20 protein-coding genes are annotated in these 23,551 nt (G+C 74.1%); 14 read left to right on the forward strand and 6 right to left on the reverse strand.

The annotated features are described in order from the left end of the window. Positions 1-47: 47 nt before the first annotated feature. Both ACFV1L_RS00360 and ACFV1L_RS00365 read right to left on the reverse strand, forming a co-directional pair. Positions 48-401, reverse strand: coding sequence for a beta/gamma crystallin domain-containing protein (locus ACFV1L_RS00360; RefSeq protein ID WP_380361524.1), 354 nt, complete (start codon positions 399-401; stop codon positions 48-50). 142 nt (positions 402-543) lie between these two features. Then, on the reverse strand, positions 544-1,278 hold the full coding sequence (locus ACFV1L_RS00365; RefSeq protein ID WP_380361525.1) for an SseB family protein: 735 nt from the start codon (positions 1,276-1,278) through the stop codon (positions 544-546). 161 nt (positions 1,279-1,439) lie between these two features. Between ACFV1L_RS00365 and ACFV1L_RS00370 the strand changes: the two genes are divergently transcribed. The 5 genes from ACFV1L_RS00370 to ACFV1L_RS00390 all read left to right on the forward strand — a co-directional run bounded on the left by ACFV1L_RS00370 (position 1,440) and on the right by ACFV1L_RS00390 (position 6,024). Further along, positions 1,440-1,751, forward strand: a complete 312-nt coding sequence (locus ACFV1L_RS00370; RefSeq protein ID WP_380361527.1) for a hypothetical protein — start codon at positions 1,440-1,442, stop codon at positions 1,749-1,751. Between the two features lie 122 nt (positions 1,752-1,873). Next, positions 1,874-2,908, forward strand: a complete 1,035-nt coding sequence (locus ACFV1L_RS00375) for an ABC transporter substrate-binding protein (protein WP_380361528.1) — start codon at positions 1,874-1,876, stop codon at positions 2,906-2,908. 147 nt (positions 2,909-3,055) lie between these two features. Further along, positions 3,056-4,276 carry an alanine racemase gene (locus ACFV1L_RS00380; RefSeq protein ID WP_380361529.1) on the forward strand — a complete coding sequence of 407 codons (1,221 nt, stop codon included), beginning with the start codon at positions 3,056-3,058 and terminating at the stop codon, positions 4,274-4,276. A 132-nt stretch (positions 4,277-4,408) separates the two neighbouring features. Continuing rightward, positions 4,409-4,819 (forward strand): YciI family protein, encoded by a 411-nt coding sequence (locus tag ACFV1L_RS00385; protein WP_380361531.1) that lies wholly within the window; start codon positions 4,409-4,411, stop codon positions 4,817-4,819. Between the two features lie 53 nt (positions 4,820-4,872). Beyond that, positions 4,873-6,024 carry an RNA polymerase sigma factor gene (locus ACFV1L_RS00390; RefSeq protein WP_380361833.1) on the forward strand — a complete coding sequence of 384 codons (1,152 nt, stop codon included), beginning with the start codon at positions 4,873-4,875 and terminating at the stop codon, positions 6,022-6,024. 28 nt (positions 6,025-6,052) lie between these two features. Here ACFV1L_RS00390 and ACFV1L_RS00395 read toward each other — a convergent pair whose 3' ends face one another. Continuing rightward, the gene (locus ACFV1L_RS00395; RefSeq protein WP_380361533.1) at positions 6,053-7,201 is read right to left on the reverse strand and encodes a DUF2510 domain-containing protein; all 1,149 of its coding nucleotides are present in this window, start codon (positions 7,199-7,201) and stop codon (positions 6,053-6,055) included. Between the two features lie 218 nt (positions 7,202-7,419). On the opposite strand from ACFV1L_RS00395, the gene ACFV1L_RS00400 reads away from it, so the two are divergent. Further along, positions 7,420-8,148, forward strand: a complete 729-nt coding sequence (locus tag ACFV1L_RS00400; protein ID WP_380361535.1) for a gamma-glutamyl-gamma-aminobutyrate hydrolase family protein — start codon at positions 7,420-7,422, stop codon at positions 8,146-8,148. 43 nt (positions 8,149-8,191) lie between these two features. On the opposite strand, the gene chrA is transcribed toward ACFV1L_RS00400, so the two are convergent. Further along, entirely contained in the window at positions 8,192-9,382 is a 1,191-nt protein-coding gene (gene chrA, locus ACFV1L_RS00405; protein WP_380361536.1) for a chromate efflux transporter, read from the reverse strand. 177 nt (positions 9,383-9,559) lie between these two features. Here chrA and ACFV1L_RS00410 point away from each other — a divergent pair, with 177 nt between their 5' ends. Continuing rightward, positions 9,560-10,666: a cation diffusion facilitator family transporter gene (locus ACFV1L_RS00410; RefSeq protein ID WP_380361538.1), complete on the forward strand. Its 1,107-nt coding sequence runs from the start codon at positions 9,560-9,562 to the stop codon at positions 10,664-10,666. Positions 10,667-10,801: 135 nt separating this feature from the next. Then, positions 10,802-11,704, forward strand: coding sequence for a 5'-3' exonuclease H3TH domain-containing protein (locus ACFV1L_RS00415; protein WP_380361835.1), 903 nt, complete (start codon positions 10,802-10,804; stop codon positions 11,702-11,704). A gap of 65 nt (positions 11,705-11,769) precedes the next feature. Here ACFV1L_RS00415 and ACFV1L_RS00420 read toward each other — a convergent pair whose 3' ends face one another. Beyond that, positions 11,770-14,619 carry a DEAD/DEAH box helicase gene (locus tag ACFV1L_RS00420; RefSeq protein WP_380361540.1) on the reverse strand — a complete coding sequence of 950 codons (2,850 nt, stop codon included), beginning with the start codon at positions 14,617-14,619 and terminating at the stop codon, positions 11,770-11,772. A gap of 385 nt (positions 14,620-15,004) precedes the next feature. On the opposite strand from ACFV1L_RS00420, the gene ACFV1L_RS00425 reads away from it, so the two are divergent. The 4 genes from ACFV1L_RS00425 to ACFV1L_RS00440 all read left to right on the forward strand — a co-directional run bounded on the left by ACFV1L_RS00425 (position 15,005) and on the right by ACFV1L_RS00440 (position 17,738). After that, positions 15,005-15,736: a hypothetical protein gene (locus tag ACFV1L_RS00425; protein ID WP_035868924.1), complete on the forward strand. Its 732-nt coding sequence runs from the start codon at positions 15,005-15,007 to the stop codon at positions 15,734-15,736. A 624-nt stretch (positions 15,737-16,360) separates the two neighbouring features. Continuing rightward, entirely contained in the window at positions 16,361-16,735 is a 375-nt protein-coding gene (locus ACFV1L_RS00430) for a hypothetical protein (RefSeq protein WP_035868922.1), read from the forward strand. 44 nt (positions 16,736-16,779) lie between these two features. Then, positions 16,780-17,109, forward strand: a complete 330-nt coding sequence (locus ACFV1L_RS00435) for an ArsR/SmtB family transcription factor (RefSeq protein WP_380361543.1) — start codon at positions 16,780-16,782, stop codon at positions 17,107-17,109. Between the two features lie 101 nt (positions 17,110-17,210). Beyond that, positions 17,211-17,738, forward strand: coding sequence for a Uma2 family endonuclease (locus ACFV1L_RS00440; protein ID WP_380361545.1), 528 nt, complete (start codon positions 17,211-17,213; stop codon positions 17,736-17,738). 20 nt (positions 17,739-17,758) lie between these two features. On the opposite strand, the gene ACFV1L_RS00445 is transcribed toward ACFV1L_RS00440, so the two are convergent. Further along, on the reverse strand, positions 17,759-18,979 hold the full coding sequence (locus ACFV1L_RS00445) for an aminotransferase class V-fold PLP-dependent enzyme (RefSeq protein ID WP_380361547.1): 1,221 nt from the start codon (positions 18,977-18,979) through the stop codon (positions 17,759-17,761). 53 nt (positions 18,980-19,032) lie between these two features. Here ACFV1L_RS00445 and ACFV1L_RS00450 point away from each other — a divergent pair, with 53 nt between their 5' ends. Next, entirely contained in the window at positions 19,033-21,117 is a 2,085-nt protein-coding gene (locus ACFV1L_RS00450; RefSeq protein ID WP_380361549.1) for a prolyl oligopeptidase family serine peptidase, read from the forward strand. Positions 21,118-21,182: 65 nt separating this feature from the next. Further along, positions 21,183-23,540 carry an immune inhibitor A domain-containing protein gene (locus tag ACFV1L_RS00455; RefSeq protein ID WP_380361551.1) on the forward strand — a complete coding sequence of 786 codons (2,358 nt, stop codon included), beginning with the start codon at positions 21,183-21,185 and terminating at the stop codon, positions 23,538-23,540. Positions 23,541-23,551: the final 11 nt, after the last annotated feature.

Here is a 23,551-nt window from a genome sequence, read left to right on the forward strand (position 1 = left end):
GGCCCCGCTCCCGACCGGCCGTCAGGAGCGGGGCCCGAAGCGGTCGTTCAGACGATCTGGAGGGAGCGCACCTTCGGCGGGTTGTTCGGGAAGGTGATGTCCGTCCAGCGGTCGATCCGGACCGAGTCGCCGTTGGCGTCGTAGTAGATCAGGTCGTTGTTGCCGGTGGAGATCCGGTCCACCCACCAGTTGCCGAAGTCGGTCCGGCCGCCGTTCGCGTAGCAGTCGACGCTCTCCCGGCCGTCCAGGTGCGACCAGATCTTCAGGTAGTCCGCGCCGCCGACGCACTCGACGTGGTCGATGGCGAACGCGTGGCCGCCGGGCACGCTGACGGTGAACGCGACCGCCGCCGCGAACGCCGTCGCCGGCGAACAGACGGCCCTCTTGCTCCTCGAGAACACGGATTCCCCTCACACGCGAAGCCGACCGGCGGACGGCCCGACCGCCGCCCGTTCCGGGAGCCTCAACGTAGCGAGGGCGGTCCCCCGTTCGGCCGCAACACTCCGAACACGAACCGCCCCCGCGCGAGTTCATCCGTTCGCGTCATGAGCGGGTGAAGAACGGTTTCTGGCCGAGCTGTTGGGCCAGGAAGGCCAGCTGGAGGCCGTGGTCCAGGCGCAGGCGGAGGGTGTCGTCTCCGGCGAGGGCGTGGCCGAGGCGGGTGGCGAGGGGGCGGGGGTCGGCGGCGGGGTCGGTGAGGACCAGGGCCAGGGTGGCGTCCGCGTCGGCGGCCGGGGCGAGGTGGGCGGCGGCGATCTCCGGCTCGGCGGCCAGCAGTTCGCGCAGGGCGCGGTGCACCTCGGGGTCGGTGTGCGGCGGCAGGTAGGGCCGGTTCTCGGCGACGGCGCGCAGCCGGGCGCCGGAGAGCTGGTAGGTGACCGGGCCGGCCGGGTCGACCAGCAGGATGTCGGCGCGCTCGGAGAACGCGACCATCGCGGCCTGCGGGGCCACCACCGGCGCGGGGCGGGCGTCCGCGCGCCAGCGCGTCATGGTCTCCATCGAGGTGAAGGCGGGCAGTGCGCGCCGGCCGTCGGCGGCCTCCAGCACGGGCACCGCCATGTCGCTGGTCTTCTCGTGCTTGTGCCCGTTCTCGTCGTACTCCACCTCCCCCAGCACGGCGACGATCGGCACCATCAGCCGGCTCGGCGTCAACGCGGCCAGCAACTCGCCCTCGGCGGACGGGTCCTGCTGCCAGGCGGCGAGGGCCGCGGCGAGGACGGGGTCGGCACTGCCGTCGTCCGCGGCGAACCCGGGGTCGGGGATGTTCTTGCGCTCCACCCGTCGAGCGTATGCCACGTTTACCTCGGGGCGGTCGGCGGTCCGTCGCGGGCCGACGCTCGCAAGAGCGGGGGCGGCGCGGCGCGGCGGAGCGGATTTCCTGCCGTGCGGGTGGCGGGTGGGGCACGCTGGTCGGATACCTGCCGGTGGAAGGGGAGCTCGTGGGAACGTACGACCCGATGTTCGCGGTGCGGGGCGCGGCCGAGGCGGTGACCGTCGCGGCGAAGGACGTGGCCGGCGGCCGCGCCGCGTGGGACCGGCCGGCGGACGCCGTCAACTCCCTGGAGCAGATGGAGCACCTGGTCTCGGCGCTCACGGACCTGCTGCGCCGGCAGGCCGACGCGCTGCCGAAGCTGACCGCCGATCCGCAGGCGGTGCAGGCGGCCGGGCTGGTCTCGGAGGCGGCGGTCACCGCCGACAAGCTGGTGGAGCAGCTCCGGAAGGCTGGCGGCGTGGCCCGGGACGTCCGCTGATCCTCGCGTCCGCCATGATGATCCGACCGGCCGGTCGGGGCCGGACGCGGGCGGGTCGCCGGACGGCCCGTCGGGCGGCCCGGTTCGCCGGGCGGCTGGTCGGACGGGAGTGGTGGGGCGCGATGGGGACGGTTCGGATCGGTGTACTGGCTCCGCTGAGCCGGCCCGGGTGGCGGGAGGCCGGTCACCAGCTGCTGGCCGGAATGGAGTTGGCGGCCCGCGAGGTCAACGCGACGGGCGGCGTGGCGGGCCGGCCGGTGGAGCTGGTGGTGCGGGACACCGCGGCGGACCCGGCCCGCGCGGCCGCGGCGGCCACCGAACTGGCCGGGCTCGGGGTGGCGGCGCTGGCGGGCGAGTACCACAGCGTGGTGGCCCGGGCGGTCGCGGCGCGGGCGGACCGACTCGGAGTGCCGTTCCTCTGCTCGTCGGCGGTCCTGGACGCCCTGAGCGAGCATCCGACGGACCGGGTGGCGCGCCTCTCCCCGGCCCAGTCGCACGGCTGGCGGATCTACGCCGACCACCTGCTCGCCGCCGGGCACCGGAACATCGCCGTCGCCACCCAGGGCGGCGCCTACTGGGAGGCCGGCACCCGCATCCTGCGCTCGCACCTCGCGGCGCACGGCGGCGGCGTGGTCGAACTCGACCCGGCCGAGGTGTGCGACGGGCTCGCGGCGGCCGGCGCCAGCGCCGTCCTGCTGCTCACCGGCTTCCCGGAGCCGGCCGTCCCGGTCGTCCGCGCCGTCCGGCGGGACCCGCGCCTGGCCGGCGTCCTGATCGGCGCCCCGGCCGGGCAGCCCGAGTTCGCCGAGTGGGCGGCGCTGCTCGGCCCGGCCGGCGCCGGGGTGCCGTTCCTGCGCTACCTGCCCGAGCGCCTCGACCCGCTCGGCGTGCGCGTCGCGGCGGCGCTGCGCGAACGGTTCGGCCGGGAGCCGTCGTTCGTCGCCTTCGAGGGCTGGGACACCGTCACCGTCCTGGCGGCGCTGCTCGGTTCGGCCTCCGGGAGGTGGTCGGACGTGCGGGTGGCCGGCACGCGCGGCCCGATCCGCTTCGAGCGGGTGCCGGGCATCGGCGTGTGGCAGTGGGCCTGGGCGCCGGTCCAGGTCGTCGACCGCGACCCGGCGTCGCCGGACCGGTTCCGGGTCCTGCACGCCGGCTGAGCCGCCCGCCCGGCGGGAGGCCCCGCTCACGGCGGCCCGGCCCTCGGTGTCGGCCGGTCCGACCGGGGCGGCCCTGGGGGCCGGTGACGGGCGCACAACGGCCCCGGGTGTCTACCGCCCGGTAGGGCGATGTGGCAGTCTGCGCGCATGGCTCTCGCTGAAACCGCCGCGATCGGCGGCGCTGTGTCCGACCGGGCCCGGTACGACCGGGCGACGGCGCATCTGGAGGCGCCGCTGGCGATCGTCGATCTGGCGGCGTTCGACGCCAACGCCGCGGATCTGGTGCGCCGGGCGGGCGGGAAGCCGGTCCGGGTGGCGTCGAAGTCGGTGCGCTGCCGGGCGCTGCTGGAGCGGGTGCTGGCGCGGGACGGCTTCGCGGGGGTGATGAGCTTCACGCTCGCCGAGTCGCTGTGGCTGGTGCGCAGCGGGTTCAGGGACGTGCTGCTGGCGTACCCGTCGGCGGACCGGGCCGGGTTCGGGCAGCTGACGGCCGATCAGGAACTCGCCCGGCAGGTCACCGTCCTGGTGGACGACGTCGCGCAGCTCGACCTGATCGACGCGGCGCGCGGGGGTTCGGCGACGGTGCGGGTGTGCCTGGAGCTGGACACCTCGCTGCAGTTGCTGGGCGGCCGGGTCCGGGTGGGCGCCCGGCGTTCGCCGCTGCGGACGCCCGAACAGCTGGGCCGCCTCGCCGGGACGGTCAACGCCCGCCGCGGCTTCGAGGTGGTCGGGCTGATGGCGTACGAGGGCCACGTCGCGGGTGTCGGGGACGCGCTGCCGGGTCGTCCGCTGCGTTCGGCGGCGATCCGGCTGATGCAGTCGAAGGCGCGGGCGGAGCTCGCGCAGCGCCGGGCCGAGGTGGTGCGGCGGGTGCGGCAGGTCGCGGACCTGGAGTTCGTCAACGGCGGCGGGACGGGCAGCGTGGAGTCCACGGTGGCGGAGCGCGCGGTGACCGAGGTGGCGGCCGGGTCGGGCCTGTTCGTGCCCCGGCTGTTCGACCACTACCGCTCGTTCCGGGGCCGGCCGGCGGCGCTGTTCGCGCAGCCGGTGGTGCGCCGGCCGGGCGTCGGCGTGGTGACGGTGCTGGGCGGCGGCTACCCGGCGTCCGGTCCGGCGGGCGCGGACCGCTCGCCCGTCCCGTACCTGCCGGCCGGTCTGCGCTACGACCCGCAGGAGGGCGCGGGCGAGGTGCAGACGCCGCTGCTGGGTTCGGCCGCGGACGACCTGCTGATCGGCGACCGGGTGTGGTTCCGGCACGCGAAGGCCGGCGAGCTGTGCGAGCGCTTTCCGCAGCTGCACCTGATCGAGGGCGACGCGGTGGTGGACACGGTCCCGACGTACCGCGGCGAGGGCCACACCTTCCTCTGACGCCCGTCCGAACACGTCCGCGGAACGTCCGGAAAAAATTCTTCCCGGACCGTGTCGAGAACCCGGCAGCGTCTCCGTCCCAGGGGTGAAGGCGGCCACAATGGGTCGCATCACCACCGAGGAGTGAGAGCGATGGCGAAGTACCTGCTGCTGAAGCACTACCGGGGCAACCCGGAAGCGGTGAACTGCGTGCCGATGGACCAGTGGACGCCGGAGGAGGTCTCGGCGCACATCAAGTACATGAACGACTTCGCGGACCGGCTGCGGGCGAGCGGCGAGTTCGTCGACGCGCAGGCGCTCGCCCCGCAGGGCACCTGGGTGCGGTCCGACCTCGACTGCCGCACGCCGGTCACCGACGGGCCGTTCGCCGAGACGAAGGACCTGATCGCCGGCTGGATGGCGATCGACGTGGACTCCTACGAGCGCGCGCTCGAGCTGGCCGCCGAGCTGTCCGCCGCGCCGGGCGCGAACGGCGAGCCGATCCACGAGTGGCTGGAGCTGCGCCCGTTCCTGACCGAGATGCCGGACACCGTCTCCGAGTGAACGAGCGGCGGACGGACGGCCGGCCCGGGGAGGGCCGGCCGCCGGTGAACGCGATGGACGAGGCACGGCTGCGCGTCCTCACTCCCGAGGTGCTGGCGGTCCTGGTCCGTCGCGGAGCGGACTTCGCGGCGGCCGAGGACGCCGTCCAGGAGGCGCTGGTGGAGGCCGTCCGGACGTGGCCGGCCGATCCGCCGCGCGACCCGAAGGGCTGGCTGGTCACCGTCGCCTGGCGGCGGTTCCTGGACGCGGCCCGCTCGGAGGCCTCCCGGCGCCGCCGCGAGGACCTGGTGGAGGAGCAGCCGGAGCCCGGTCCGGTGCCGGACGTCGACGACTCGCTGCAGCTGTACTTCCTGTGCGCGCACCCGTCGTTGACGCCGGCCTCGGCGGTGGCGCTGACGCTGCGCGCGGTCGGCGGGCTGACCACCCGTCAGATCGCGCAGGCGTACCTGGTGCCGGAGGCGACGATGGCGCAGCGGATCAGCCGCGCCAAGCGGACCGTGAGCGGGGTGCGCCTGGACCGGCCGGGCGATCCGGCGACGGTGCTGCGGGTCCTCTACCTGGTGTTCAACGAGGGCTACTCGGGGGACGTCGACCTGGCGGCCGAGGCGATCCGGCTGACCCGGCAGCTGGCCGCCCGGATCGACGATCCCGAGGTGTCCGGCCTGCTGGCGCTGATGCTGCTGCACCACGCCCGCCGGGCCGGGCGCACCGCGCCCGACGGCAGCCTCGTCCCGCTCGCCGAGCAGGACCGGACCCGCTGGGACACCGCGCTGATCCAGGAGGGGGTGGCGGTCCTGCAGGCGGCGCTGGCCCGCGACCGGCTGGGCGAGTTCCAGGCGCAGGCCGCGATCGCGGCCCTGCACGCGGACGCGCCGACCGCCGAGGAGACGGACTGGGTGCAGATCGTCGAGTGGTACGACGAACTGGCCGCCCTGACGGACAGTCCGGTGGTGCGGTTGAACCGGGCGGTCGCCGTCGGCGAGGCGGACGGGCCCCGGGCGGGCCTGGCCGCGCTCTCCGCGCTGGACGACGCGCTGCCCCGGTACACCGCCGTCGCCGCGTACCTGCACGAGCGCTCCGGCGACCTGCCGACGGCCGCCCGGCTGTACGCGGAGGCGGCGGCGAAGGCCGGCGCGGTGGCCGAGCGGGACCATCTGGTGCGGCAGGCCGCGCGGCTCAACACCCTTCTGCGCGAAGGGTGTTGAGCCTCAGGGGGGTTTGCGGGAGGCGGGCTCAGGTGGTGGTGCCGGGGACGCCGCCCGGGCCGCCCTGGTAGGCGGCGATGCCCTTGACGATGGTGTCCATCTGGTCCACGCCCGGGGCCTTGTCCGCGATGTCGAAGCCCAGGTGGACGGCGGTCAGCGCCTTGCCGTCCGCGGTCGGGAAGACCACCGTCTCCACGTAGCCGTTGTTGCCCTTGGGCGCGTCCACCTGCCAGCGCACCAGGTAGCCCGCCCGGCCGGCCACCGTGACGGCCTCGCTCTTCAGCTCCTTGTGGCCGGTGATGTCGCCGTAGGAGTCCTTCGCGGCGGTCTCGATGTCCTTCAGCGCGGCCTGCTTGGCGTCGCTGCCGCTGATCCGGGTGGTGGTGACGCCGGCCAGGGTGCAGGTGTCCGACCCGTCGACGCAGGTGTACTCGCCGACGTACGTGCTGGCGTAGCCCTGCGTGGTCGTGCCGCCCTTCCAGCCGCTGGGGATCGGCACCGAGACGCCGTTGACCATGTCGACGGCGAGGTTCGCGTTGGCGCCGCCCTTGCCGCTGCCGCCGCCCTTGCCGTTCCCGCCGCCGCTGCCGCCGTCGCCCTGGCCGGGGAAGCTCGGCAGCCCGTCACCCGGGGCGTTCTTTCCGTTCTTGCCGCTCTCGCCGTTCTGGCCGTTCTTGCCGCCGAAGCCGTCGCCGGGGTTGCCGTTGTGGCCGAACCGGCCGTCCTGGGCCGGCTGGGCGGAGGCGGACCTGCCGTCGCGCCCGTCCATCGCCAGGTAGGTGGCGCCGGAGCCGACCGCCAGGCCGAGCACCGCGGCCACCGAGGCCGCGACCAGCACCGGCGTGGGCGGGCGGCGGCGCGGCTTGGCCGGCGGCGCCGGCTGCTCGGCGTACGGCGGCAGCGGCGGGTAGTGGACGGCCTGCCCGGCCGCGTCCAGCACGGTGCCCTCCAGCACGGTGGTGTCCCCGGCACCGGGCGCGGAGGCCGCACCGGACGGCGCGTCGGACGGTGCGTCGGCGGGGGCGGTCGCGGCGGACGGCCCGTCCGCGGGGGCTGCCGAGGCCGGGCGGGTGCTGGCGGTCCAGCCCTTGCCGTCCCACCAGCGCTCGGGGCGGGGGTCGCTGTCGGTGTCGACGGGGTCCGGGTACCACCCGGCCGGAATCTGCTGCTCGCTCACACCCACGACCCTAGGGGGCCGCGGATAAGCGGGAAATCAGCGCAGGGCCGGAAACGCCCGTCCGCCGATGAGATTCGGGTGAGAATCGCGCGGACGGCCGCCCCGCGGGGCCCGCGGAGCCGCCCACGGGCGCGCGGTGTGCTCCACGCGCCTGACGGGGCGCGTGCGGCTGGTGGGTCGCGCCACCGGGCGCGCGGCGGAGCGGCAGAATGCCCGCCATGACCCCTCGCCCCGTCATCGGCATCAGCACCTTCCTCCTCGACGCCGGTTGGGGACGGTGGGACACCATGCGGTCGGTGCTGCTCCCCGAGCGCTACCCGGCCCTGGTCCGGGAGGCCGGCGGCATCGCCGTCATGCTCCCGCCCGACGCGCCCGAACACGCGGCGGCCGCGGTCGCCCGCCTGGACGGCCTGATCGTCGCGGGCGGCGAGGACGTCGCCCCGGCGCTGTACGGCGAGCCCGCGCACCCCCGCACGGTCGCCACCGCACCCGAACGCGACCAGTGGGAGGCCGCGCTGATCCGCGCCGCACTCGCCGCCGGCACCCCGCTGCTGGGCGTCTGCCGGGGCATGCAACTGCTCAACGTGGTCTGCGGCGGCTCACTGGTCCAGCACCTGCCGGACCTGGTCGGCGAACAGCACGACCACCTCGGCGCCCCCACCGAGTACGGCCGCCACCCGATCCACCCGGTGGCCGGCACGCTGCTCGCCGACCTCTTCCCCGAGCCCGCGGTCGTCGTCCCGACCTACCACCACCAGGCCGTCGCCCGCCTCGGGGAGGGCCTCACCGTCAGCGCGCTGCACGCCGACGGCACCGTCGAGGCCGTCGAGGGCCCCGGCTTCACCCTCGGCGTCCAGTGGCACCCCGAGCAGAGCGAGGACCTCCGCATCCCCCGCGCCCTCGTCCACGCCGCCCGCCTCTCCCCCGCCCTCGTCCCCTCCGCCTGACGCTCCGTTCGCTGCGTCGCTGCATCGCTGCGTCGCTACGTCGCTACGGGAGCGGGAGGCCGGACAGGACGGCCAGCACGCCGAGGACGCCGGCGCCCAGCAGGCAGGGGACGACGGCGCGGCGCAGGGCCAACAGCCACAGGGCGGCGAGGGCGAGGACCGCGTACTGCCACGGGTGGTGCAGGGCCAGGGCCAGCGGGAGCGCGGAGCCGGCGATCGCGCCGATCACGGCGGGGCCCGCACCGGTGAGGAAGTCCTGGACGGCGGTGTTGGCGCGCAGCCGGTCGAAGTGCGCGGCGCCGAACAGCACGAACAGGAAGGACGGGGCGAACGCCACCGCCGCGGCGAGCAGTCCGCCCAGCACGCCCGCGGCGGCGTACCCCACCACGGAGACGGTCTGCACGACCGGTCCGGGGGTGATCTGGCCGAGGGCGACGGCGTTCAGGAACTGGCCGTCCGTCATCCAGTGGTAGCGGTGCACCGCGTCCTGCTGCATCAGCGGGATGATCACGAAGCCGCCGCCGTAGGAGAGCGCGCCGACCTTGAAGGCGACCCAGGCGAGCGCGCCGAGGCCGCCCGTCGCGGCCAGGCCCGGGACCAGCAGGGGCAGCGCGGCCCGCGGCGGGTCACCCTCCGCGCGGGGCGGCGCGGTGTCCCCCGTTCGGCTGATTCGGCGGCCGCGGCGCCGGAAGGCGATCTCGGCCGCGCCGGCGCCCACCAGGACGAGCACCAGCCAGGGGCCGGTGAGGATCGCCGCCGCCGCGCCGGCCAGCAGGTAGCACGCCCAGCGGACCCGCGCCGGGCCGGCGCCGGAGCGCAGCAGGCTGGCCGGGACGAGCGCGCTCGCGGCCTGGACGGCCACGGCGGCGACCGCCGCGCCCGCCCCGGCGGCGGCGCCGAGCACCCAGCGCGGCGGGTCGCCGGCCAGGAACAGCGCGGCCAGCAGCAGGATCAGTACCAGCCCGGGCAGGATGAACGCCGCGCCGCCGACCAGCGCCCCGGCCGTGCCGCGCACCCGCCAGGCGGTGAAGATCGCCAGCTGGGTGGAGGCCGGTCCGGGCAGCAGGTTGGTGGCGGCGATGCCGTCCTCGAACTCGCTCGCCGCCAGCCAGCCGCGCCGCTCCACGCACAGCCGGCGCAGCAGCAGGATGTGCGCGGGCGGACCGCCGAAACCGAGCACGCCGATCCGGCCCCACTCCTTGGCGATCACCGCCAGCGGCACCTGCTCCGTCATCCCGCCCACTTCCGCATCGACGTCCCGGGCACCCGCGCGACCTGCGCGGATGCGGGCCGCACCCTACCTGACCCGAATGGCGTAATGGGGAACGACAACGGTCACCAGTGCAGCCTTTGGATCTTCCTCCGAATTGGGGTTCACTTCGGGTTCGGAGACCGGAGCGGAGGGACCTCGATGTCCGATCACGACCACGGGCAGACGCACGACCACGACCACGACCACGAGGCCCAGCACCGGGACGGCCGCGGGCACGGGGACGCGCACGGCCACGGGCCCGGCGGTCACGGGCACGCCGGGCACAGCCACGCGGTGGCGGCGGACGCGGACCGGAAGTGGCTGTGGAGCGCGCTGCTGCTGCTGGTGGTGTTCATGGCCGGCGAGGTGGTGGTCGGTTTCGCGGCCCGCTCGCTGGCGCTGATCTCGGACGCGGCGCACATGCTCACGGACGCGGCGTCGATCGCGCTGGCCCTGGTGGCGATGCGGCTGGCGGCGCGTCCGGCGCGCGGCGGCTACACCTACGGGCTGAAGCGGGCCGAGATCCTGTCCGCGCAGGCGAACGGGGTGACGCTGCTGGTGCTGTCGGCGTGGCTGGGCTACGAGGCGGTCGCCCGGCTGATCTCGCCGCCGGCGGTGACGGGATCGCTGGTGCTGGTGACGGCGCTGGTGGGGGTGGTGGTGAACATCGCCGCGACCTGGTGCATGTCGAAGGCGAACCGGTCCTCGCTGAACGTGGAAGGCGCTTTCCAGCACGTCCTGACCGACCTGTACGCCTTCGTCGCGACGGCGGTGGCCGGTGCGGTGGTGCTGTTCACCGGGTTCGTGCGGGCGGACGCCATCGCCTCGCTGGTGGTCGTCGCGCTGATGCTGCGGGCCGGGATCGGGCTGGTGCGGGACTCGGCGCGGATCTTCCTGGAGGCCGCGCCCGCCGGGATCGACCCGGACCGGGTGGCGGACCGGCTGGTGGCCACCCCGGGGGTGGAGGAGATCCACGACCTGCACATCTGGGAGATCACCTCGAACCAGCCCGCGCTGTCGGCGCACATCCTGGTCACCCCGGGCGGCGACTGCCACGCCGTGCAGCGCGCGCTGCAGCGCCAGCTGCGCGAGGAGTACCGGATCACCCACGCCACGCTCCAGGTCGACCACGTCGGCGAGAGCGACGCGGACGGGCTGCTGCAGATCGCGCCGAGCAGCGAGGCGGCGGCCGCCGGGGAGGAGGCCCGCGAGCACTGCGCCGACGCGCACGGACCGGTCCACCGCTCCGGCCCGCACCCGCACTGACCGGTCCGCACCGCCGGCCCGCCGGGCTGCGCGTCCGTCCGTTCACGCGTCCGCCCGCGCTGACACCGCGTCAGCCGTTCTGTCGGCGGCATGCGGCATGATCGGGGGGTGACCGCCACGAACGCACCGCGCCTGATGCTGCTCGACACCGCGAGCCTCTACTTCCGTGCCTACTTCGGCGTACCGGATTCGCTGCGCTCCCCGCAGGGCGAGCCGGTGAACGCGGTCCGCGGGCTCCTCGACTTCATCACCCGCCTCGTCCAGGACCACGGCCCGGACCACCTGGTGGCCTGCATGGACGCCGACTGGCGCCCCCAGTGGCGGGTCGACCTGATCCCCACCTACAAGACCCACCGGGTGGCCGAGACCGCGACGGCCGGCGAGGAGGAGGTGCCGGACACCCTCGCCCCGCAGGTCCCGGTGATCGAGCAGGTCCTGGACGCCCTGGGCATCGCCCGGGTCGGCGCGCCCGGCTACGAGGCCGACGACGTGATCGGCACCCTGGCCACCCGCGCCACCGGCCCGGTCGAGATCGTCACCGGCGACCGGGACCTGTTCCAACTCGTCGACGACGCCCGCGCGGTGACGGTGCTGTACCCGGCGAAGGGCATCGGCTCGGCCCTGCGGATGGACGACGCCGCGCTGCTGGAGAAGTACGGCGTCCCGGGCGCGGCCTACGCCGACCTGGCGGCCCTGCGCGGCGACGCGAGCGACGGTCTGCCGGGGGTGAAGGGCATCGGCGAGAAGACCGCCACCCAACTGATCCAGACCTACGGCGACTTGGCGGGCGTCCGGGCCGCCGCCGCCGACCCGGCGTCCAAGCTGACCCCGGCCCGTCGCAAGAACCTCCTCGAAGCGGCGCCCTACCTGGACGTCGCCCCGACCGTGGTCCGGGTCGCCCGCGACGTCCGGCTCCCGCCCTTCGATCCGGCGCTGCCGCGCGAGCCGCGCGACCCGATGGCGCTGGAGGCCCTCGCGGAGCGCTGGGGCCTCGGTACCTCCCTCACCCGCCTCCTGGAGGCCCTGGCCGCCCGCTAGCGGCGCACCCGCACCGGGCCCGGCGACTTCTCGCGGAAGTGGCCGGGCCCGGTGGGCCGGGCTGCTCAGCCGACGGACGAGTAGGCGATGATGCCGCGGCGCATGCCGTCGACGGCCTTGCGGGCGGTGCGGCGGAGTTCGAGGTTCTCGCCGGCGGCGTCCTGGATCTGGCCGAGGACGTCGATCAGCTGCTTGGTCCACCGGACGAAGTCGCCGGCGGGCATGTCGGCGTCGCGGAGGACGGAGTCCAGGTCGTGGCCGAGGGCCCAGCGGTAGGCGACCCAGGCGAAGCCGAGGTCGGGTTCGCGCTGGCCGACGCCCTCGGCGGTGGAGATCTTGTGCTGCTCCTCCAGTGCGTCGAGCCGGCCCCAGATCCGGACCATCTTTCCGAGCGCGTCCTTGGCGCCGCCCTCCGGGACCCGGGGCGCGGTGGCGTCGTCGGACTGCCGGGCCTCGTACACCAACGCGGAGGCGCAGGCGGCGAGTTCGGCGGCGGCGAGGCCGTCCCAGACGCCCTCGCGGATGCATTCGGAGGCGAGCAGGTCGAGTTCGCCGTACAGCCGGGCGAGGCGCTTGCCGTCGTCGGTGACGGTGTCGCCCCGCAGGTAGCCGAGGTCGGCGAGCAGGCCGCAGACCCGGTCGAAGGTGCGGGCGATGGTGTGGGTGCGGGAGCGCATCCGGCGTTCCAGCAGTTCGGTGTCGCGGTGCAGGCGGTGGTAGCGCTCGGACCAGCGGGCGTGGTCCTCGCGTTCGTCGCAGCCGTGGCAGGGGTGCTGGCGCAGGGCGGCCCGCAGCCGGCCGATCTCGGGGTCGTCGGCGGCGGCGGCGCGGCCCTTGCGGTAGCGCTCGGGTTCGAGGTGGCCGGCCTTGGTGCGCAGCGCGGAGGCGAGGTCGCGGCGGGACTGCGGGCTGCGCGGGTTGAACGACTTGGGGATGCGCATCCGGTCCATGGCGGTGACCGGGTGCGGGAAGTCGATCATCGCGAGGCGCTTGACCTGGCGTTCGGCGGTGAGCACGACGGGGCGGGGCCCGTCCTGGTAGTCCGGGTGCCGGGGGCCGGTGCGCCCGTGCCGGCCGCGGACGTCCGGCGGCAGGCCGGGGTCGAGGACCAGGGCGAGGCCGGCGAACTTGCCGGTGGGGACGTGGATGATGTCGCCGGGCCTGAGCTGCTCGATCGATTCGACGGCGGCGGCCCGGCGCTGGGTGGAGCCCTCGCGGGCGAGGGTGTTCTCGCGCTCCTTGAGCTGCCGGCGCAGGCTCATGTACTCGTCGAAGTCGCCCAGGTGACAGGTCATCGACTCGCGGTAGCCGTCCAGGCCCTCTTCGTTGCGCTGGACCTGGCGGGCGATGCCGACCACCGAGCGGTCGGCCTGGAACTGCGCGAAGGAGGTCTCCAGCAGTTCGCGGGAGCGGTGCCGCCCGAACTGGCCGACCAGGTTGACGGCCATGTTGTAGGACGGGCGGAAGGACGACTTGAGCGGGTAGGTGCGGGTTCCGGCCAGGCCGGCCAGCGCCTCCGGGTCGAGTCCGCGCTGCCACAGGACGACGGCGTGGCCCTCGATGTCGATGCCGCGGCGGCCGGCCCGGCCGGTGAGCTGGGTGTACTCGCCCGGGGTGATGTCGGCGTGGGTCTCGCCGTTCCACTTGACGAGCTTCTCCATGACCACCGAGCGGGCGGGCATGTTGATGCCGAGGGCGAGCGTCTCGGTCGCGAAGACCGCCTTGACCAGGCCCTGGACGAAGAGTTCCTCGACGACCTCCTTGAACCTGGGCAGCATGCCGGCGTGGTGGGCGGCGATGCCGCGCTCCAGGCCGTCGAGCCACTCGAAGTAGCCGAGCACGTTGAGGTCCTCGTCGGGGATGTCGCGGCAGCGCTCCTCGACGAACTGGCGGACCTTCAGGCGGTCGGCGTCCCGGTTCAGGCGCAGGCCCGAGTTGAGGCACTGCTGGACGGCGGCCTCGCAGCCGGCCCGGCTGAAGATGAAGGTGATCGCGGGCAGCAGGCCCTCGGCGTCGAGCCGGTCGATGACGTCGACGCGGCTCGGCGTCCAGACCCGGCCGGGGCGGCCGGCGGGCATCGAGCGGCCGCGGCCGCGGGCGAACCTGTCCCGCCCGCGGTCGGCCTCGGAGCGGGCCAGGCGCACCAGTTCGGGGTTGACGGCCTTGGCCGGGTTCTTCAGGCTGCCCTTGGGGCGGCCGTCCCGGTCGGGGCTGGCGAACAGGTCGTACATCCGGTTGCCGGCCATCACGTGCTGCCAGAGCGGGACGGGGCGGTGCTCGGAGACGATCACCTCGGTGCCGCCGCGGACGGTGTCCAGCCAGTCGCCGAACTCCTCGGCGTTGGAGACGGTCGCGGACAGCGACACCAGCGTCACGGATTCGGGGAGGTGGATGATGACCTCCTCCCAGACGGCGCCGCGGAAGCGGTCGGCGAGGTAGTGCACCTCGTCCATCACCACGTAGCCGAGGCCGTCGAGGGCGCTGGAGCCCGCGTACAGCATGTTGCGCAGCACCTCGGTGGTCATCACGACCACCGGCGCGTCGCCGTTGACGGAGTTGTCGCCGGTGAGCAGGCCGACCTTGGCGGCGCCGTAGCGCTTGACCAGGTCGCCGTACTTCTGGTTGGACAGCGCCTTGATCGGCGTGGTGTAGAAGCACTTGCGGCCGGCGGCGAGCGCCAGGTGGACGGCGAACTCGCCGACGATGGTCTTGCCGCTGCCGGTGGGCGCGGCGACCAGGACGCCCTTGCCGCTCTCCAGCGTCTCGCAGGCCTGCACCTGGAAGTCGTCGAGCGGGAAGTCGTACAACTGCTGGAAGCCGTAGAGGGCCGTCGCCTGCTCCTTGGCGCGCTCGCGGGAGGCCGCGTACCGCTCGGCGGGGCTGAGCTGCTCTTCGGGCGTGGGGTTGCCGTGCACTGGCGTCACCTTTTCTTCCCGTGGGTGTGGCTGGACGGGGGCGCAGACGGCGACGCCTGCGGCTGCGGGGCCGTGGCCCGGAGGGGCGACGGGGCGCAGCGGGTGCGTGGGGTGTGGTGATCGAGCATCTCAGCCTGAGATTACCCGTCCGGAGTGACATCAACATCAGACTTTTCCGGCAGCTGAAAAGGGGTGCCCGGCGGGGGCGCGAAGCGTGAGCGGACGGCTGCCGGGGGTGATCGCCGCGGGGTGGCGGCGGGGGTGGTGACCAGGGTGGCGACGGGGGTGGCGGCTCGGGCGGCAGGCACCGGGATCGCCGACCGGGCCGGCCGGGCGGCGAATAACCGCGTGACGGTCGAACGGGCGTTCCGCTAGCGTCCTCGCCGTGGCCAAGTTGAACCAGATCATCGCCGTGGAAAAAGGCGTCAAGTCGAAGTCGTTCCAGGAGCTGACGCAGGCTCACCAGGACCTGCAGAAGCCCGCGCTGCTGGCCGGCATCTCCCGGACGTACCAGCCGAAGGACGAGGAGGGCGAGCAGCTGCCTCCGGAGTCCACCCGGGTCCAGGTCAAGGCGGAGGACGTGCTGCGCGCCACGGCCGCGACGCTGACCAGGCTGTTCGACGTGACGGCCACCAAGGACTGGGCCAACACCGACGCCCGGGCCGACGTGGTGGTCGACGGGCGGACGCTGGTGGCGGGCGCCCCGGTCACCTACCTGCTGTTCCTGGAGAAGCAGCTCACCGACCTGCGGACGTTCGTCCGCAAGCTGCCGGTGCTGGACGCCGCCGAGTCCTGGTCGCACGACCCGTCGTCGGACGCCTGGAAGACCGAGGCGGTGCGCACCATCCGCACCAAGAAGGTGCCGCGCAACCACGTGAAGGCGGAGGCGACGGAGAAGCACCCGGCGCAGGTCGAGGTCTACTACGAGGACGTCGCGATCGGGTACTGGACGACCGTGAAGTTCTCCGGCGCGCTGCCCGCTCGGCGGGTGAACGAGCTGCTGGAGCGGGTGGAGAAGCTCCAGCAGGCGGTGCAGTTCGCCCGCGAGGAGGCGAACGCCGCGGAGGTCACCGACCGTCGGGTCGGCGACGCCGTCTTCGGCTACCTGTTCGGGTAGCCCCACGATCCCCTCGGGTGAGACCGGGGTGGGCGCGAGAAGCGCAAGCTGACACTGAAGTTGAAGCTGACTTCGGGGTACACGGTGGAGGTTCGAGTCCTCCCCCCGGCACGCACACGCCGGGGTGGCCCAACACGGCAGAGGCAGCCCCGTGAATCTCAGACTCCCGCTCCAGACTCAGCATTCGCCGCCGAGCGCCGGATCGACCGGCCGAGGGCCTGGAACGTCGGATGCGGGTTCGACTCCCGCCTGTGCCTCTCCGCGGCACGGTAGCTTCAATGGCAAAGCACGACGTTGTGAGATTGACCCTCGGCCTTAAACGTGCCGGCGCAGAGCAATTGGGTGGCACCTCAGGGGCCCGGGAGCTGGATACCGCTCCCGGGCCCCGTCACGTTCCGGGGCCCGATCGGGACGGGCGTTCCCCGGGAGCGGCCGCGGAAATCGCGCTTGCGTGAACTGCTCACATCCGGAGTTGCAAATGTCTTCATGTGGTCGCGGATCCGCTGACGAACGGTCATCTGTCGCCCAGCTTCGGAGGATTGCGGTCAACAGTCGGCCGCCGGTCGATCCGGTTCCTACAGTCGTGCCGACCGACCGACCCCGCCACGACCGGAGGACAGCGCAATGGCGAATCTCGAAACCTCGCTCAAGGAAGCCATGACCATCGAAGGCGCCATCGGCGTGGCCCTGGTGGACTACGGCAGCGGCATGGCCCTGGGCACCCTCGGCGACGGCGGGGAGATCGACCTGAACGTCGCCGCGGCCGCCAACACCGACCTGGTGCGCGCCAAGATGCGGGCGATGGAACTGCTCAACCTGCACGAGGACGGCATCGAGGACATCCTGGTCACCCTCACCGGCCAGTACCACCTGATCCGCCCGCTCACCACGGCCGGCGGGCGCGGCCTGTTCCTGTACCTGGCGCTCAACCGCAGCCGCTCCAACCTGGCGATGGCCCGGCACCAGTTGAAGCGGATCGAGTCGTCCCTGGAGGTCTGAGCCGGCGGCGGCCCGCGCGCCGCCGAGGAACAAGGGGAGGAAGCATGCCCGTACCGCTGTACCAGGCCAAGGCCGAGTTCTTCCGGATGCTCGGCCACCCGATCCGGATCCGAGTGCTCGAACTGCTCCAGGCCGGGCCGACGCCCGTCCGCGACCTGCTGCCCGCGCTCGATGTCGAACCGTCCAGCCTCTCCCAGCAGTTGGCGATCCTGCGCCGCTCCGGCCTGGTCACCGCCACCCGCGAGGGCTCGACCGTCGTCTACGCCCTGGCCGGCGCCGACGTCGCCGAACTCCTGCGCACCGCCCGCCGGATACTCACCGAACTCCTCGCCGACCAGGGCATGCTCCTGGAGGAACTCCGCGCCTCCCGCTGACCGCCCCGGCGGGCACCGGACACGCCGGACCGCCGGACGGCCCCGGCGGCGTCGACACCGAACGGGGTGTGCGCAGCTGAACACCGGATCGGAGCGGTCCGGTGCCGAGAGGGCATCGGTCGCACCGACCCCGCCCCGCCACCCGGCGGCGTCCGGCCCGGCCCGAGGATCGTCGAGGGGGTCACCACGCCCATGTCCCGGCCCTGGGCGCGCGGGGCCGCCGAGGTGGTGCGCCGCCGGCTCGCGCCGGGGCTCGACGCCCCCGGCCTGGTGTCGGGCTCTCCGGCAACCCCGATCCGCCGGGCAGCGAGAACTGGTACGCGCCTGATCTCGCACCGGCCGACCTCGCGGAGAAGACCGAGGGCGCGCTCGTCCCCGATCGGACCCTGCTGATCGTCGAGGTCACCTCGCCGAGCAACGCCGACACCGATCGCGCGGTCGAGCGCCGTCGTCACGGGCAGACGGGCGCTCCGCTCCGCCTTCTGGTGGACCGTCAGGACCGCGCCTGCACGCTGTCCAGCGAGCCGGGCCGGCTCGGCTGCGCCGTTCCGGACGGCCCGCACCCGTTCGGGGCGCCGGTCCGGCTGCCCGAGCCGTTCGACGTGGTGCGGGAGACCGATCGGCTGTGAGGCGCGGGCTGCGGCCCCGCTCAGTGGGTGATCAGGCGCGGCAGCCCGGTGGCGAGTCGCGCGTACTCCTCGGGCCGGTTGTACAGCTGGGCGCTGATGCGGAGGATGCCGCCGCCGGGCCAGGGGCGGACCGCGATGCGGGTGCGGAGGGTGAGGTGGACGGCGGCCATCAGGGCCTTCGCGGCGTGCTCGTGCTCGGCGGTGCCGCGCGGCAGGCGCAGCGCCCGCATCGGGAGGCCGGGGTGGCCGGGGAGCGGGCGCAGGCCGGCGTGTTCGACGAGCAGCCGGCTGCCGTGCTCGACGAGCCGGGAGTTGTGCTCGCGCAGCCGCTCCGCCCCGATCCGGTGGATCAGTCCGAAGCCGGTCGGGGCGGCGAGCCAGGGCGTGTAGTCGCAGGTGCCGCGCCATTCGACGTTGCGGGGGAAGCCCCGGTCGTGCTCCCAGGAGTAGGTCAACGGTCGGATCCGGGAGCGCCATTGGCGGTGGACGGCGAGGACCCCGGTGGGGCGCGGGGCGAACGCCCACTTGTGCAGGTTGCCGATCCAGAAGTCCGCGCCGCCGGCCTGCCCGCCCAGGTCGACGGGGAGGGCGCCGGGGGCGTGGGCGGCGTCCACGACGGTGGTGACGCCGCGTTCGCGCAGCGCGTCGAGCAGCGCGGGGCCGGCGATCGCGCGGACGGTGGGCGAGGTGATCAGGTCGAGGACGGCGAGCCTGGTGCGCGGGGTGACGGCGTCGAGGACGCGGTCGGCGACGGCGTCCTCGTCGGGGGTGTGCGGGGAGATCCGCACGCAGCGGACCCTGGCCCCGGTCTCGTCGGCGCGGCGTTCGCAGGCGCGGGTGACGACGCCGTAGCCGTGGTCGGTGACCAGGATCTCGTCGCCGGGGGCGAGCGGGACGGAGTCGAGGGCGACGGCGATGCCTTCGGTGACGTTGGTGAGCAGGGCGAGCCGCTCCGGGTTGCCGCCGAGGGCGGCGGCGATCTCGGCGCGGGCGCGGGCGATCCGGTCGGGGGCTTCGAGCAGGAAGGCGTCGGGGTCGCGTTCCTGTGCGGCGCGCAGTTCGGCCTGCCGGCGCTGGACGGGGACCGGGACGGCGCCGTACGAGCCGTGGTTGAGGTGGGCGGTGCCCGGGTCGAGGGCGAACAGGGTGGTGCTGCCGGGCAGGGCGGCGGGTGGGCCGGGATGCGGTGGGTGCTGCTGGGTGTTCACTCGGCCGTCCGCCCCTTCGATGCTGTGTGACATTTCACACGTCATACTTCTAGCCGAAGAGGGGTGGCTGCGGCAACCATCGGCGGGTGACTCACACCGACCCCTTTCTCGCCCTGAGCGCCGCCACCGGCCGCTTCAGCTACGGCTCGCCGCGCGCGGTCACCCTCGCCGCCGATGCGGGCCGCGCCCTGTTCCTGCGCTCCACCGGCCCGACCGATCCGGTCGAGCGCCTGTGGATCCTCGATCTGACCACCCATCAGGAGCGTCTGGTCGCCGACCCGTCGGCCCTCGCCCCGGAGCGCACCGGGGCCGCGGCCGACCTGCCCCCGGTGGAGCGCCGGCTGCGCGAGCGGATCCGGGTCTGGGCGCCCGGCATCGGCTCCTTCGCCGCCACCGCCGACCTCGCCACCGCCGTGTTCGCGCTCGACGGCCGCCTGTTCCGGTGCGACACCGCCACCGGCGCCTGCACCGAACTCCCGGTCTGCGGGCCCGCGTTCGACCCCCGGCCGAGCCCGGACGGCGCGCTGGTCGCGTACGTCGCGGACGACGCGCTGCACCTGGCCCCGGGCGGCCGGCTCAGCCCGGCGGACGGGGCGCGCTGGGGCGTCGCGGAGTTCGCCGCGGCGGAGGAGCTGGGCCGCTCGCGGGGCCACTGGTGGTCGCCCGACGGCTCCGCAGTGCTGGCCGCCCGGGTGGACGAATCGGCGCTGCCGCTGCGGCACTTCGCCGACCCGGCGGACCCGGGTCGCGAGCCCGAGTCGTTCGCCTACCCGCAGGCGGGCGGCCCGAACGCGGACGTCCAGCTGTGGGTGCTGCGCCCGGCCGGCGGGCGGACCCGGCTGCGCTGGGACGACGCCGAGTTCCCGTACCTGACGGCCGCCGAGTGGGCGGGCGACGGCGAGGTGCTGCTGACCGTCGCGGACCGGCTGCAGCAGCGGGTGCTGCTGCTGAGCGCCGACCCGGCGACCGGCGAGACCCGTGAACTCTCCCGCACCGAGGACGAGTTCTGGGTGGACCCGCTGCCGGGCACGCCGCTGCGGCTGCCCGACGGCCGGGTGCTGACCTCGGCGGACACCCCGGCGGCGCGCGGGCTGGCGCTGGACGGGAAGGCCCTCACCGACGAACGCCTCCAGGTGCGCCGCGTGGTCGGGCCGTGGCAGGACGGCCGGCTGCTGGTCGAGGCGGGCGACGGCGACCCGGCCGACCAGCAGGTGTTCCTGCTGGACCCGGACGGCGGGGACCCGGAGCCGCTGACCGGGGGCCGGGGCGTGCACGCGGTGGCCGCGCACGGCGAGGGCGTGCTGCTGCTGACCTCGGCCGGCCCGGACGGCGTCCGGCGCGAGTGGCGGCAGCACGGCGTGCGCACCGCGTTCGCCGACCTGTCGGCCGACCTCCCCTATCGGCCCGAGCCGCTGCTGGCCCGGGTGACGGAGCACGGGCTGCCCACGGCGGTGCTGTACCCGCGCGGGCACGTGGCGGGCACCCGGCTGCCGGTGCTGGTGGACATCTACGGCGGCCCCGGCTACCAGGCGGTGGCGAACGAGCCGCGCCGCTGGCAGGCGAAGCAGTGGTGGGCCGACCAGGGCTTCGCGGTGGTGACCGTGGACAACCGCGGAACGCCGTTCGTGTCACCGGAGTTCACCCGGGCGATCTTCCGCCGCTTCTCGCAGGTGGCGATCGACGACCAGGTGGCGGCGCTGCGGGCACTGGGCGCGGACCACCCGGACCTGGACCTGTCCCGGGTCGGCGTGCGCGGCTGGTCGTACGGCGGGTACTTCGCGGCGATGGCGGTGCTGCGCCGGCCGGACGTGTTCCACGCGGCGAGCGCGGGCGCGCCGCCGACCGACTTCCGGCTGTACGACACGGCGTACACCGAGCGGTACCTGGGCCTGCCGCAGGAGAACCCGGAGGGGTACGAGGCGGACTGCCTGATCCCCGACGCGCCGTCACTGAGCCGGCCGCTGCTGCTGATCCACGGCCTGGCGGACGACAACGTGCACCCCTCGCACACGCTGCTGCTGTCGCAGGCACTCACCCGGGCGGGCCGTCCGCACGCGGTGCTGCCGCTGCCGGGGCTGACCCACATGCTGCCGGACGGGGCGCTGGAGCGGCTGGCGGCCGTGGAACTGGCCTTCCTGCGTCGGGAGTTGGGCCTGACCCCTTCCGCGTGAAGGATCACATGTGAAATATTACCGACCATCCTTTTACCCTTCCTTCCACTAAGGAGCGGGTCTCTTTGCGCAGACTCCCCACAGCCGTTCTGGCTGCGCTGACCACCGGCGCGATAGCCCTGACCGCCGTCCCGGCTTCCGCCCGACCCACTACTCCGGCGCAGCAGTTGACCGCCGAGCAGGCGCCCGACGGGCGCGAGGCCCCGCCGTCGCCGGTGCCGCCGCAGGAGAAGGCCCGGCAGGCGCTGAAGGCGCAGGCCCTGGAGCAGGTCAACCAGGGCCGGATCGCCAGGAGCGACAAGGGCACCACCCCGGCCAAGGTGAAGATCGGCAACGACTACGTCCAGCTGGCCCACCAGCGCACCGACAAGGTCTTCGTGATCCTCGCCCAGTTCGGCGACCAGGTGGACAACTCCACGCTGTACCAGGGAAAGCCGCGCTACGGCGGCACCCCGGGCCCGCAGCACAACCAGATCCCGAAGCCGGGCTCGAACGACACCCACACCTACTGGCAGGGCGACTTCGACCGCGGCTTCTACCAGAAGATGTTCTTCGACGACGCGCCGGGCGCGAACTCGATGCGCAACTTCTACCGCACCCAGTCCTCGGGCCGGTACGACATCGAGGGCACCGTCACCGACTGGGTGACCCTGCCGTGGAACGAGGCCCGCTACGGGTCCAACAAGGGCCCGCAGGGCGGCGGCGCCTGGACGCAGGCGCAGGAGTTCGTCCGGGACGCCACCAAGGCCTGGTACGACGGCGAGATCGCCAAGGGCCGCACCGCGGCGGACGTCCGGGCGGAGCTGGCGCAGTACGACGTCCAGGACCGCTACGACTACGACAAGGACGGCGACTTCGACGAGCCGGACGGCTACCTCGACAACGTGATCGTGGTGCACGCCGGCGTGGACGAGACCTGGGGCGGCGGCGCGCAGGGCGGCGACGCCCTGTGGGCGCACCGCAGTTGGACCTTCCCCGACCCGTCGGGGCAGACCGGCCCGGCGGGCAACCGGATCGGCGGCGCGCCGGTCGGCGACACCGGCCTGTACGTGTACGACTACGTGCAGGCGGGCGAGAACAGCGGAGTGGGCCTGTTCTCCCACGAGTTCGGGCACAACCTGGGTCTGCCGGACCTGTACTCCACCAACGGCGGCGACAACTCCGTCAGCTTCTGGTCGCTGATGTCCTCGGGCTCGTACCTGGGCAGGGGGCGCAACACCACCGGCGAGTTCCCGGGTGACCTGGACGCCTGGAGCAAGCTGCAGATGGGCTGGCTGAACTACGACGAGGCGCAGGCCGCGACCCGTTCCAGCCACACCCTCGGCGTCTCCGGGTACAACACCGACCAGGCGCAGGCCGTCCTGGTGCACCTGCCGCCCGGGTCGACCACGACCACGCTGGCCGAGCCCTTCGAGGGGGGCGCGCAGTGGTGGAGCGACACCGGCGACAACATGGACGCCTCGCTGGCGCGCACCGTGGACCTGACCGGCCGGAGCACCTCGGCGGCGCTGGACGCCGCCGCCTGGTGGGACACCGAGCAGGACTACGACTTCTTCACCGTCGAGGCGTCGGCGGACGGCGGCCGGACCTGGACGCCGCTGCACGGCACCGTCGACGGGCAGCCGATCGGCGACACCACCGCGCTGACCCCCGGCCTGAGCGGCAGTTCGGGCGGCTACCGGCAGCTGCACATCCCGCTGGACGCCTACCTGGGCCAGCAGGTGCAGGTGCGCTTCCACGTCACCTCGGACACCAACACGCACGGCAAGGGCGTCCTGGTGGACGCCGTGCAGCTGACCGCCGACGGCGCCGTGCTGCTGGCCGACGGCGCGGAGGGCGGCCCGGGCGACTGGGCGGCCGTCGGGTTCTCGGTGCTGCACGGCAAGGACGCGGTCAAGCAGCACCCGCGGGCGTACCTGGTGGAGAACCGCCGCTACGCCGGCTACGGCGCGTACCTGAAGACCGGCCCGTACAACTTCGGGTACTCGGGCGTGCCGGGCAAGGGCGACGTGATCGACAACTACCCGTACCAGGAGGGCGTCCTGGTGTGGCTGTGGGACACCTCCTACGGCGACAACAACACCGTCGACCACCTGGGCGGCGGGCTGATCCTGCCGGTGGACGCGCACCCGCAGGCGCTGCGGTTCGCGGACGGCTCGCTCACCAACGGGCGTTCGCAGTCGTACGACGCGACGTTCTCGCTGAAGAAGACCGACGCGTTCACGCTGCACAAGGCGGGCGTGGCGACCAAGGTGGCCTCGAAGCCGGCGGTGCCGGTGTTCGACGACCACTCCGGCGTGTACAGCGACCCGGCGATCCCGCAGCTCGGGGTGAAGGTGCCGGACACCAACACCCGGATCGAGGTGGTCCGTGAGACCCAGGGCGGCAGGCTGACCACGGTGCGGGTGGGCCCGGCCTCCTGACACCCCGCGTC

This window comes from Kitasatospora sp. NPDC059646, from assembly GCF_042734615.1.
GTDB lineage: Bacteria > Actinomycetota > Actinomycetes > Streptomycetales > Streptomycetaceae > Kitasatospora.